This window comes from Thiohalophilus sp. (assembly GCF_031581315.1).
Lineage (GTDB): Bacteria > Pseudomonadota > Gammaproteobacteria > UBA6429 > Thiohalophilaceae > Thiohalophilus.
Genome location: NZ_JAVLAZ010000077.1, coordinates 1 through 11,248 on the forward strand (window position 1 = coordinate 1; position 11,248 = coordinate 11,248).

General features: G+C 57.6%; 14 protein-coding genes. 6 read left to right on the top strand and 8 right to left on the bottom strand.

What is annotated here, in order from left to right; translation table 11 throughout:
• The 7 genes from RI563_RS10505 to RI563_RS10535 form a co-directional block, all read right to left on the bottom strand.
• Positions 1–926, bottom strand: a 926-nt coding sequence (locus RI563_RS10505; protein WP_310694335.1) for an NAD(P)H-dependent glycerol-3-phosphate dehydrogenase, incomplete at its 3' end; no start/stop codon positions are given.
• A gap of 6 nt (positions 927–932) precedes the next feature.
• Positions 933–1,433: a protein-export chaperone SecB gene (secB, locus tag RI563_RS10510; RefSeq protein WP_310694336.1), complete on the bottom strand. Its 501-nt coding sequence runs from the start codon at positions 1,431–1,433 to the stop codon at positions 933–935.
• Between the two features lie 87 nt (positions 1,434–1,520).
• Positions 1,521–1,955 carry a thioredoxin TrxC gene (trxC, locus tag RI563_RS10515; RefSeq protein WP_310694337.1) on the bottom strand — a complete coding sequence of 145 codons (435 nt, stop codon included), beginning with the start codon at positions 1,953–1,955 and terminating at the stop codon, positions 1,521–1,523.
• 9 nt (positions 1,956–1,964) lie between these two features.
• On the bottom strand, positions 1,965–2,228 hold the full coding sequence (grxC, locus tag RI563_RS10520) for a glutaredoxin 3 (RefSeq protein WP_310694338.1): 264 nt from the start codon (positions 2,226–2,228) through the stop codon (positions 1,965–1,967).
• A 14-nt stretch (positions 2,229–2,242) separates the two neighbouring features.
• Positions 2,243–2,680 (bottom strand): rhodanese-like domain-containing protein, encoded by a 438-nt coding sequence (locus RI563_RS10525; protein WP_310694339.1) that lies wholly within the window; start codon positions 2,678–2,680, stop codon positions 2,243–2,245.
• 23 nt (positions 2,681–2,703) lie between these two features.
• On the bottom strand, positions 2,704–2,913 hold the full coding sequence (locus RI563_RS10530; RefSeq protein WP_310694340.1) for a DUF2892 domain-containing protein: 210 nt from the start codon (positions 2,911–2,913) through the stop codon (positions 2,704–2,706).
• A gap of 120 nt (positions 2,914–3,033) precedes the next feature.
• Complete coding sequence (locus RI563_RS10535) at positions 3,034–3,357, bottom strand: metalloregulator ArsR/SmtB family transcription factor (RefSeq protein WP_310694341.1); 324 nt, start codon at positions 3,355–3,357, stop codon at positions 3,034–3,036.
• Between the two features lie 249 nt (positions 3,358–3,606).
• On the opposite strand from RI563_RS10535, the gene gpmI reads away from it, so the two are divergent.
• The 5 genes from gpmI to RI563_RS10560 all read left to right on the top strand — a co-directional run bounded on the left by gpmI (position 3,607) and on the right by RI563_RS10560 (position 9,294).
• A complete protein-coding gene (gene gpmI, locus RI563_RS10540) occupies positions 3,607–5,175 on the top strand; it encodes a 2,3-bisphosphoglycerate-independent phosphoglycerate mutase (protein WP_310694342.1) in 1,569 nt (522 codons plus the stop codon).
• Positions 5,176–5,333: 158 nt separating this feature from the next.
• Positions 5,334–6,509, top strand: coding sequence for a murein hydrolase activator EnvC family protein (locus RI563_RS10545; protein ID WP_310694343.1), 1,176 nt, complete (start codon positions 5,334–5,336; stop codon positions 6,507–6,509).
• Positions 6,510–6,622: 113 nt separating this feature from the next.
• Entirely contained in the window at positions 6,623–7,942 is a 1,320-nt protein-coding gene (locus RI563_RS10550; RefSeq protein WP_310694344.1) for a S41 family peptidase, read from the top strand.
• 30 nt (positions 7,943–7,972) lie between these two features.
• The gene (locus RI563_RS10555; RefSeq protein ID WP_310694345.1) at positions 7,973–8,791 is read left to right on the top strand and encodes a divergent polysaccharide deacetylase family protein; all 819 of its coding nucleotides are present in this window, start codon (positions 7,973–7,975) and stop codon (positions 8,789–8,791) included.
• Positions 8,737–9,294: a DJ-1 family glyoxalase III gene (locus RI563_RS10560; protein WP_310694346.1), complete on the top strand. Its 558-nt coding sequence runs from the start codon at positions 8,737–8,739 to the stop codon at positions 9,292–9,294. The genes RI563_RS10555 and RI563_RS10560 overlap by 55 nt, the downstream gene beginning before the upstream one ends.
• Positions 9,295–9,336: 42 nt before the next feature.
• Here RI563_RS10560 and RI563_RS10565 read toward each other — a convergent pair whose 3' ends face one another.
• Positions 9,337–9,615, bottom strand: a complete 279-nt coding sequence (locus RI563_RS10565; RefSeq protein ID WP_310694347.1) for a hypothetical protein — start codon at positions 9,613–9,615, stop codon at positions 9,337–9,339.
• A gap of 301 nt (positions 9,616–9,916) precedes the next feature.
• Here RI563_RS10565 and RI563_RS10570 point away from each other — a divergent pair, with 301 nt between their 5' ends.
• Entirely contained in the window at positions 9,917–10,678 is a 762-nt protein-coding gene (locus RI563_RS10570; RefSeq protein WP_310694348.1) for a class I SAM-dependent methyltransferase, read from the top strand.
• Positions 10,679–11,248: the final 570 nt, after the last annotated feature.

Genomic DNA, 11,248 nt, shown 5'->3' on the forward strand with positions numbered 1-11,248 from the left:
ACCTGTTCGGTGATGGGCATGTCGACGTTGTGGCGTTGGGCCAGGGCGAAGACTTCCTTGCAGGTGTTGATGCCTTCGACCACCTGGCCGATCTCCTCGACCACTTCATCCTTGCTGCGGCCCTGTCCCAGGGCCATGCCGAGGCGGCGGTTGCGGGACTGGTTGTCGGTGCAGGTGAGCACCAGATCGCCCAGGCCGGTGAGGCCCATGAAGGTGTCGTGCTGGGCACCGAGGGCGACGCCCAGGCGCATGATCTCGGCCACGCCGCGGGCGATCAGCGCGGCGCGGGCGTTGGCGCCGAAGCCCAGGCCGTCGGCGGTGCCGGCGGCGATGGCCAGGACGTTCTTGCAGGCCCCGCCGATCTCCACGCCGATGATGTCCTCGCCAGTATAGGCGCGGAAATGATCGTTGTGCAGGGCGCGGGCCAGTTCCAGGGCATAGTCACTGTTGCGAGAGGCGACGGTGACCGCGCCGGGTAACCGTTGCGCCACTTCGCGGGCGAAGGTCGGCCCGGAGATGACGGCCATGGGGATGTTGGTGCCCAGCTCTTCCTCGGCCTGTTGATGCAGCAGTTTCTGGCTGTCCGGCTCCAGTCCCTTGGTGGCCCAGCAGAGTTTATGGTCGTCGCGCAGCAATGGCTTGATGCGGTTCAGGGTCTCGCGAAAGGCGTGGCTCGGGACCACCAGCAGAATTACCTCGGCCTCGGCCAGGGTAGCTTCAAGATCACCGCTGGCACTCAGGCCGTCGGGAAAGCCCAGGCCGTGCAGGTAGCGCTGGTTGGCACGATCACGATTGAGCGTATCGGCCTGCTCGGGGCGATGGGTCCAGAGCGTTACGCTGTGCCCGTTGTCCGCCAGCAGCATGGCCAGCGCGGTGCCCCAGGAACCGGCGCCCAGAACGGCAAAGCGTTGCACGGGACGGGACATGGTCGGTTATTGACTGGCGCTGTCGGTGTCGGCCTGTTGCTGATCGGCCAGGTGTTTGGCGTACAGGGCCTCGAAGTTGACCGGCGCCAGTAACAACTGGGGAAAGCCGCCGCGGGTGGCGATATCCGAGACCACTTCGCGGGCATAGGGGAACAGCATTTCGGGGCAGAAGCTGCCGAGCATGTGGCCCAGTTCGTCGCGATTGAAGCCCTTGATATAAAACACGCCGCTTTGCTGCACTTCGATCAGATAGGCGGTCTTCTCTTCGTGTTTGACGGTGACGGTCAATGACAGAACCACCTCATAGACATCGTCGGCGACGCGTTTGCCGTTGCTGTTCAGCTCGAGGTTGATCTGCGGCTGCAGCTGTTCGGTGAAAATCCCCGGCGCATTGGGTGATTCGAAAGAGATGTCCTTGGTATAGATCTTCTGGACAGCGAACTGTTGTTCAGCGCTCTCGCCGGAAGTTTGCTGGTCAGACGTTTGCGGGGTATCGTTTTCGGCCATGAGTTTATCTTGTGGTTGTGAATATGAAATTGTCCGGTAAAGACCGGAATAGTAGCAGATCGGCGACGGGCCTGGGCAGGGTGCGACTCAGATAAACTGCTGTGCCCAGCGGCTCAGGTTCGACAGATCCATGGCGCCGGCCTGACGGTCCAGCTCACGACCGTGTTTAAACACGGCCAGGGTCGGAATGCTGCGGATCTGGTATTGGGCGGCCAGCTGCTGTTGGGCCTCGGTGTTGACCTTGGCCAGGCGCAGCTTCGGTTGCAATTGCGCGGCGGCCTGTTCGAAGACCGGGGCCATCATTTTGCAGGGGCCGCACCAGGGCGCCCAGAAGTCGACCAGCACCGGAATGTCGTTTTTGCCGATGTGCCGGGCAAAGTTGGCGGCGCTCAGTTCCACCGGCCGGCCGTCGAACAGCGGCTGACGGCATTTTCCGCACTTGCCGCCGGCGCTCAGTTTGTCGGCCGGCAGCCGGTTGATGCTGTCGCAATGGGGGCAAACGATATGCAGTGCGTCGCTCATGATCTCTGCTCAGGCGTTGTTCAGTCCCAGACGCTGATCCAGCTGACCCGCCGCTTCCAGGGCATAGAGTTCATCGCAGCCACCCACATGTTCATCGTTGATAAAGATCTGCGGTACCGTATGACCCTTGCTGCGCTCCATCATGATCTGGCGTTGTTCGTTGTCGCTGTCGACCGGGATTTCGTGATAACTGACCTGCTTGCTGTCGAGCAGTCGCTTGGCGCGCACACAGTAGGGACAGAAGCGGGTGGTGTAGATGGTGACGTCGGGCATGCCGTGCCTCCCTGTTATTTGCTTTGTTTTTGATTGACCAGCGGCAGGTTGGCGTTTTTCCACGCCAGGATACCGCCGCCGAGATTGTAGACGTTGTCAAAACCGGCCTTTTTGAGCGTGGTGCAGGCCTGGCCGGAGCGCTGGCCGGAACGGCAGGCTACGATGATTGGCTTCTCTTTGTGTTTTTCCAGCTTTTTCATCTGATCGTTAAGCTGGCTGAGCGGCAGATGCATGGCGTTGATGATATGCCCTTCCTGATATTCCGTGTCTTCGCGCACGTCCAGAACCAGAGCATCCTCGCGATTGATCATTTTCACCGCCTCGCTGGGCGAAGTGGAGGCATAGCCGCGCAAGCGTCCGCCGATAAAACTGTTGATCAGCAAAATCAGGATAACGATCAGGGCGCCGACCAGGATCCAGTTATTGGTGACGAAGGTGGTGAGTTGATCCACGAGAACTCCTTGCGAAACGGGTTTTAGTTACAGCTTTTGACGCCGAAACGTTTTAACAGTTTTTCCGGCGGACAGAAATTGGTGAAGCCGCTTTGCAGCAGGTTCAGACTGACAAAGGCGGTCAGCCATAACCAGTGTACGCTGTGATAGACCGGGCTGGCTTCCACACCCAGCGCCAGGGAGAGTAGCAACAGAAAACCGGCCAGGGAACGGATGATTCTTTCAGTCGTCATAGCGGTGGTGCCTCCAGTGTCATCAGAATATTGTCACGATAAAGACAGGGGACGAAATTCAAGCAACGCCCTGCCCTGACTGAAACCAGTCCGATAATTCGGCCGGTTGTCGCAGCCGGATCAGCTGGCGCTGCAGAACACTTCGCGCATCATTTCGATCAGGCGCAGGGTCCGCGCATCGCCTACACGGTAATAAACGCGGTTGGCGTCCTTGCGGGAGTCGAGAATTCCCTTGTCGCGCAGGATTGCCAGATGCTGTGAAATATTGCTCTGCGAGGTACCAACCTGCTCGACGATATCCTGAACGCTGGTTTCCTGGTCGCCCAGGGTGCAAAGGATTTTCAGCCGTAGCGGATGCGACATCGCCTTCAGCGAGCGGGAGGCGCGGTCGATATCCTCGTCGCGGGTCATCAGACCCGTCATTTCCATCGTTTCTGTATTCATAGGACCTTCCGAATGCTATACCTGCGTGTTGTCAGGTCTTGAAATTGTCGTGGCACACTATGGTGCCTTTTATTAATAAAACATTATACAATAATCTACCGTTTGAGAAGGCTTTTCGCAGACGGAGTAGGGATTTTCCGGCCGACGGTGGGCGGGCCCGCTGGCATAACGCTGGCGCCGCGCGGGGTTATCCGTTAGACTTCGTCTAAACTTAAAACTTGTTATAAATCGAGCGCTTACCTCTACTTTATGTCACAGAATCCGAAACCGATGGTCCTGGTTATTCTCGATGGCTGGGGTTACTCCGAAATTACCGAAGGCAATGCCATCGTTCATGCCAACAAGCCGGTCTGGGACCGCCTGTGGCAGGAATGCCCGCATACCCTGATCCGCGGCTCCGGCGCCGAGGTCGGCCTGCCCGCCGATCAGATGGGTAATTCCGAAGTGGGCCACCTCAATCTGGGGGCCGGCCGCGTGGTCTACCAGGAGTACACCCGGGTCAGTCGCTCGATCAAAACCGGCTCGTTTTACTCCAACCAGACCCTGGTGGACGCCGCCCAGCTGGCGGTGGACACTGACAGAGCGGTGCATATCCTCGGCCTGCTCTCTCCCGGCGGGGTGCACAGTCACGAAGAGCACATCCATGCCATGGTCGAACTGGCGGTCAAGCAAGGGGCCAAAAAGGTCTATGTGCACGCCTTTCTGGACGGCCGCGATACCGCGCCCAAAAGTGCTGTTGAGTCGATTGAGAAAATGGAGGCCAAGTTCGCCGAGATCGGCGGGGGCCGTTTTGCCTCGATCATCGGGCGCTACTTTGCCATGGATCGGGACCACCGCTGGCCGCGGATCCAGAGCGCCTACGATCTGATTACCCTGGGCAAGGGCGAGTTCACCGTCGAGACGGCCATGCAGGGGGTGGAGATGGCCTACGCGCGCGACGAGACCGACGAGTTCGTCAAGGCCACCGCCATCGTGCCAGCCGGCAGCGAGCCGGTGAAAGTGAAAGACGGCGATGTGGTGGTGTTTATGAACTACCGTTCCGATCGCGCCCGCCAGATTACCCGGCCATTCATCGAGCCCGATTTCGACGCGTTTGAGCGCGAGGCGACCCCGAAACTGGGCCGTTTTGTCAGCCTGACCGAATACAACTCGGAATACGATATTCCCGTGGCCTACCCCCCCGATCGGCTGAAAAACGTATTCGGCGAATACATCTCCGGGCTGGGCATGCATCAGCTGCGCATTGCCGAGACCGAAAAATATGCCCACGTGACCTTCTTTTTTAATGGGGGGCGCGAGGAACCGTTCGAATTCGAAGACCGGGTGCTGATCAACTCCCCCAATGTGGCCACCTACGATCTGCAGCCCGAGATGAGTGCGCCCGAGCTGACTGACAAGCTGGTCGAGGCGATTGAAGGCGATCAATACGATGTGATCATCTGTAACTACGCCAATCCCGATATGGTCGGTCACAGCGGCAACTTCGATGCCACGGTCAAGGCGATCGAGGCCATCGATGGCTGTCTCGATCGGGTGGTCGCATCGGTCCGCAAGGTCGGTGGCGAGATGCTGATCACCGCCGATCACGGCAATGCCGAGATGATGCAAAACCCCGAGACCAATCAGGCGCACACCGCGCACACCTCCAACCTGGTGCCGCTGATCTATGTCGGGCGCGGCTTCAAGCTGGAGGAGAACGGGGCGCTGTCCGACATTGCCCCGACCATGCTGGAGTTGATGGGCGTTCCCCTGCCGTCCGAAATGAACGGCCGCTCCCTGATCGCCCGCTCCGAGGATGCCGTGCAGGACGCGGTATAACCGGTTAACGACAATAAACGCTGAATATAAGGCGCCGGGTGAAACACTTGAATCAGGTGGTTTTACCCGGCGCTTTATTATTTCCGCTCCTGTCGGGGCTATCGGGTTGTGCGCCCGGCAATGGTATTTGCTGCGATAACAGGGTTAAGATGCCGAACATGTTAGCTGCGCTTTCCCGCTGGATACTCTTGCTGACGCTGATGTTCCCGCTGGCATCAGCGCCGGTCGTGTACGCCGATTCCGCCACGCAACAGCAAAAGGCCCGCGAGCTGGAGACGCTGCGGGCGAAGATCGATCAGCTCAAACAGGAGCTGGCTTCCCGGCGGGAACTGCACAGTGACGTTGTGCGTCAACTGCAACAGATCGAAACGCGTATCGGCCGGCAGGTTAAAAGCCTGCGTAATATAAAAGATCAGTTAAAAGCCCAGAACCGCAAGCTCACCCGGTTGCAGCAGGAACAACGCCAGTTGCAAGGCGAGCTCGCCGGCCAGCGCGAGTTGCTGGGGCAGCAGATCAAGGCTGCCTACATCATCGGCCGTCAGGAATTTCTCAAGCTGTTGCTTAATCAGCAAAACCCGGCGGCGCTCGGGCGGGTTTCCACGTATTACGATTATTTCAATCGCGCCCGCAGCGAACAGATCGACCAGGCCATCCAGACCATCACCCGTCTGGATCGGGTTGAAAGCGAGATCGAAGCGCAGCGCGGCGAACTGCAAACCCTGCTGGCGCGTGAAACCCGGCAAAAAGAGGAACTGGAAAAAAACTTTCGCCAGCGCTCCCAGGCACTGGTCCAGCTCAAGCGGGAAATCAACAGCAAGGATCAGCAGCTGAGCCGCCTGCGGGAGGACGAAAAACAGTTGCAGCAATTACTGCAGGGACTGAATCGGGAGCTGGGCGATCTGTTGACGGGCAAGGACAGCCAGAAGCGTTTTGCCGAACTGCGGGGCCGGTTGACCTGGCCGGCACGGGGCAATGTGCAAAAACTGTTCGGCCAGTCACGCAATGCCGGCAAGCTGCGTTGGAACGGGGTATTGATCGGCGAGAGCGCTGGCAATACAGTCTATGCGGTGGCGCCCGGTCGGGTTGCTTATGCTGACTGGCTGAGGGGCTATGGGTTGCTGATGATCATCGATCACGGCGACGGTTACATGAGCCTCTACGGCCATAATCAGGGACTGTTAAAAGAAGTCGGCGACTGGGTCGAGGCGGAGGAGCCGATTGCCGAAGTGGGCAGTAGCGGCGGCCGGGATGAGGCGGGACTCTATTTTGAAATCCGCCACAATGGCAAGCCGACCAATCCCGCCAGCTGGTGTCGCCGGACCCGTCGCGGCTGAAGATTTGACCGACAAGCCTGATAAAAGGTGTTAAAGTTAATACCTGAAAGTTATCAATGACGTAGCGTTACAAGTTCATGCCGGAATGAACTCTGGCACCAGGAGTTAGAGCAATGAATGCCTTTACCCGTAACACCCTTATTCTGCTGCTTGGCCTGGTGCTGGGCGTTTCCCTCTCGATCACCGGCGGGGTGATTGCCGAGCGCCAGCCGGCGGTCGCCGAGCATCTGCCCCTGGAAACGGTGCAGGCATTGAGCGAAGTCTTCCAGCGTGTGAAAGAGAATTACGTCGAGGATGTCGACGACAAGACCCTGCTGGAAAATGCCATTCGCGGCATGCTGACCGGGCTCGACCCCCATTCCAGCTACCTGGATGAAAAAGCGACCACCGAGCTGCGCATCGGCACCTCCGGCGAATTCGGCGGGTTGGGCATCGTGGTTGGCATGGAAGACGGCTTCGTCAAGGTGGTTTCACCCATCGATGATACCCCTGCAGCGAAGGCGGGTATTCAAAGCGGCGACTTGATCATCCGGCTTGATGATCAGTCGGTCAAAGGTATGAGCCTGGATGATGCGGTCAAGCTGATGCGCGGAAAGCCTGGCAGCAAGATCACGCTGACCGTCGTGCGCGAGGGGGAAGACAAGCCGATGACCTTCAAGCTGACCCGGGACAAGATCCGCGTGGAAAGCGTCAAGGCACGATTGCTGGGAGATGGTTACGGCTATGTTCGTATCTCCAACTTCCAGATGCGGACCGGCTCGGATCTGCGCAAGGAAGTGACCCGGCTGAAAAAAGAAAATGACGGCAATCTCAAGGGGCTGGTGCTGGATCTGCGTAACAATCCGGGCGGTCTGCTGGATGCCGCGATCTCCGTCTCCGATGCGTTTATTACCGAGGGCGACATCGTCTCTATCAAGGGTCGCACGGCCGACAACAAGAAAACCGCCCGTGCCTCACCCGAGGATATTCTCAAGGGTGCGCCGATCGTCGTGCTGATCAATGGCGGCTCGGCGTCGGCTTCGGAGATCGTTGCCGGTGCCCTGCAGGATCATCGCCGTGGCGTCATCATGGGCAGTGAAAGCTTCGGCAAGGGCTCGGTACAGTCGGTGATCGACTTGCAGAACAATACCGCCATCAAGCTGACCACGGCGTTGTATTACACACCGAGCATGCGCTCGATTCAGGCCGAAGGGATTCATCCGGATATCCGGCTCAGCGATGTGACCGTGGCGGCCCGCGAAGAGGGGTTCAAGCCGTTACGGGAGGCGGATCTTGGCGGTCACCTGATGAATGGCAATGGGGAAAATGAAGAGACGGACAGCGAAGGCCAGAAGAATGATAAAGACGATCTTTCCCTGGCCAGCGACGATTATCCGGTCTTTGAGGCGCTGAACCTGCTCAAGGGGTTGCACCTGCTCAAAAGTCAGGAGTAAAACCTGATTAACCTGTTAGCAAAAAGTGCGTTGCTGGGAGGGCTGTTCCTCGGCTCGACCGGTGCGCTGGCCGACAACCCGACCACACCGGTCGCGGTTGACCGACTGCAGCCGGCCGTCAGTATCATCATTGATGATCTGGGCAACCAGCAGCGCAGCGGGCTGCGGGCGATCGACCTGCCCGGTCCGATTACCTATGCCATCCTGCCCCATCGTCCGTTTACTCGCCTGCTGGCCCGCTACGCCCATGGCCAGAACAAAGAAGTGATGATCCACGTTCCGATGGAGGCCGAGTCCGGGGCAGCGCTTGGCCCCGGGGCGCTGGTCAGCGATATGGCCGAAAAACAGTTCAAAACCGCGGTACGCCATAATTTTGAGGCGGTGCCCCATGCCGTGGGCTTCAACAACCACATGGGCAGTCGCCTGACCGCCAGTGCCAGCCGCATGCGCTGGTTGATGCAGGCCGCCATGTTTCGCGATGATCTCTATTTCATCGACAGCCGAACCACACGCCATACTGTGGCCGAGAAACAGGCCAGCCAGCGGCGGATACGCAACACCTCGCGCGATATCTTTCTGGATTATCGCCGCGACGATGCGCAGGTAGTTGCCGAACAATTGACTAAACTGATCCAGCGGGCCCGGCGTGACGGCACTGCCCTGGCTATCGGCCACCCCTACCCGGCAACCCTGACCACGCTGGAACAGTGGCTGCCGGTACTGCAAGCGCATGGCGTGCGCCTGGTGCCGGTGTCCGAACTGATTGAACTGCGACAACAACGGAGGGATTCAACATGGCCAATGTACTCATCCCGCTCGCCCAGGGTTGCGAAGAACTCGAAGCCGTAACCGTCATTGACCTGTTGCGTCGTGCCGGTGTGGAGGTGACCACCGTCGGTCTCGACGATCAGCCGGTCAAGGCCAGCCGGGGAACCGTGTTGATGCCGGATACTACCCTGGAGGCGGTGCTGGACAGGGATTTCGATATGATCGTGCTGCCTGGTGGTCTGCCCGGTGCCGATCACCTCAACAACGATCCACGCATTCACACGCTGTTATTGCAGATGACCGATGCCGACAAATATACCGCGGCTATCTGCGCCGCGCCGAAGGTGCTGGCCAGTGCCGGCTTATTAAATGGCAAGCATGCCACCAGTTTCCCCGGTGCATTGGACAATATACAGACCGACAACCTGCAATACGAACAGACACCGGTCGTCGTGGACGGCAAAGTGATTACCTCGCGGGGGCCCGGTACCGCCATGGATTTTGCGCTGATCCTGATCGAACACCTGCAGGGCAAGGCCAAACGCGACGAGGTGGAAGCCGCTCTGCAACGCCCCGCCGCCTGATGTGCCAGACAAGTAGTCAGCCAGAACAGGCTGGCTACCGCACTAGCGATTCCCCCAGAGATTGGCCACCGCCCGATCGGAGCCAAGCAGGCCTATCGTGAGACAGACGAAAGCGACAGAGAAAAACACAATCACGGGAAGCAAGTAACCAAAGCCACCGTGGCTGATAGCCAGATAGACCGTTCCCAGGCAAAGCACACCAAAAAGCAGGCCAACCACGATCAGTATTTTGCGATTGAGCGGTCTGTAATTGTATGGCCCCTCGCCTGCTTCGAATCGGCGTAGAATAAACCAGAGGAACTTTCGAGCTTGTTGTTGCATAAACGTATTTGTGTCCATTGGCAGTTAGTTAAACGTAAGAAGTTTTGGCATTCAAAGCAGGTATGAAAGTCAAAAACAGACAAATTCAGTGATTGCCCGATTAATAACATAGCCCATCTGGCAACCGGAAAATAGTACGCATCTGATTGCGGCTATAGAACACAGGCCGAGATTTTTAGCCGAAAATCGCGCCGTTTGTTGAACGCAGAGTCAGATGAGGCCTGTAGAAAGAGTTGTGGAACCGGTATAATCGGAAAATAGTATTTGGAAATTTATAATTGACAGCAAACAAGGAGTCCCCATGTCCAAGCCGGATGTGCGTACCGATGAAAAAAAGCAGCATTTCGATGATATTTACGTGGCCGAAAATCCCGTGCCTTTCAAAGAGCGCATCATGGATGCGCTGGAATATGTTTCGGACAATTTCAATCGCCAGACCTTTGATCGTTTAATCCTGCCCTGGGCCCAGCAAAAGGGCAGCGCTGACAAGCCGATGAAGTTTGTGGATCTGGCCGGCTGCTTTGGCAATACCACCATGGCAACGTTGTACGGCATGGATTACGACGCGATTCGCAACAACTGGCGCGACGCCGAGGCATGTCAACAGATTGATGATCAGCGCCGCTTCCCCGCAACCACTACCGGCATTGATATCTCTGCCAACGCCCTCGCCTATGGTCATGCGGCCGGCCTGTACGATGAAACCATCGAAGCCGACCTCAATGCCGCGCCCGCGGACGTACAGAACCAGGTCGAAGAAGTCATGCAAAACGCCGATATTGTTATTTCGACGGCGTCACTGGTCTATCTCGAACCCGAAGCGATTGCCCGGCTACTGGACGCCTTCGCCAAAGGCGACGGGGAAGGTTACATGCTGGTGAACTTCCTCAATCCCTTCGCTCTGGAAAAAGCCGACGAGACCAAGCGCATGTTGCTGGAACGGCTCGAATTCGTCGGCAGCATGGCTTCGCGTCATCGTCGCCTGTCACCGCTGGAGCAGGAAAATTATCCCGGCGAAGAGTGGGCGCTGCTCGAGATCTGGGTGCTGAAGCGCCAGAGTTGACCATAATACCTGAACAGGCGAGGTGTTCCTTCACCTCGCAAGTTCAATGTGGCTGGCTAGTTTGATTACTCAGTAGCCTGGATCCATGAGCAAAGCGACGGATCCAGGTTTTGTCTACGCGGGTATGGGCATTGTAAAGTTTATACAGCACAGTGAGTAATTCCTTCGTGCGAAGCGTCTTCGTTGTGCATGATTAACACCTTCCACGGTCACTCTTTCCCTGCACGATTATCAAGCACTCGGTAATACGCCGTAACGGCGCATGAACAATAAGACTGATTGAAACATTCAATATGAATGCAGTGTCGAATTGTTATAGTGCGAGAAAATTATAATTTTGCATGAAAGAAGCTTTGTTATTTATGCCAAGGCCAACGTCAGATGAGTCGGGTCGCTTTCCATTATTCCTCAACAGCGCGCCACTGAGCTAATTCACTCCTACCAGTTGTTCCAGGCTTTTGAAGCGGGAGACTCCTTCGGGCAATTTGCGCATCCCCTGCACGGCCTCACCCCCGATCCAGATGACCCTATCCGGCGCCAGCAGCTGGCGCAGCTCCAGCACATCCGCAC

Coding starts and splice junctions, on each gene's coding strand:
- RI563_RS10530 (WP_310694340.1), bottom strand. CDS start 2,913: ATGACGACTGAAAGAATCATCCGTTCCCTGGCCGGTTTTCTGTTGCTA.
- RI563_RS10560 (WP_310694346.1), top strand. CDS start 8,737: ATGGCCAATGTACTCATCCCGCTCGCCCAGGGTTGCGAAGAACTCGAA.
- RI563_RS10535 (WP_310694341.1), bottom strand. CDS start 3,357: ATGAATACAGAAACGATGGAAATGACGGGTCTGATGACCCGCGACGAG.
- grxC (WP_310694338.1), bottom strand. CDS start 2,228: ATGCCCGACGTCACCATCTACACCACCCGCTTCTGTCCCTACTGTGTG.
- gpmI (WP_310694342.1), top strand. CDS start 3,607: ATGTCACAGAATCCGAAACCGATGGTCCTGGTTATTCTCGATGGCTGG.
- trxC (WP_310694337.1), bottom strand. CDS start 1,955: ATGAGCGACGCACTGCATATCGTTTGCCCCCATTGCGACAGCATCAAC.
- RI563_RS10565 (WP_310694347.1), bottom strand. CDS start 9,615: ATGCAACAACAAGCTCGAAAGTTCCTCTGGTTTATTCTACGCCGATTC.
- RI563_RS10550 (WP_310694344.1), top strand. CDS start 6,623: ATGAATGCCTTTACCCGTAACACCCTTATTCTGCTGCTTGGCCTGGTG.
- secB (WP_310694336.1), bottom strand. CDS start 1,433: ATGGCCGAAAACGATACCCCGCAAACGTCTGACCAGCAAACTTCCGGC.
- RI563_RS10570 (WP_310694348.1), top strand. CDS start 9,917: ATGTCCAAGCCGGATGTGCGTACCGATGAAAAAAAGCAGCATTTCGAT.
- RI563_RS10545 (WP_310694343.1), top strand. CDS start 5,334: ATGTTAGCTGCGCTTTCCCGCTGGATACTCTTGCTGACGCTGATGTTC.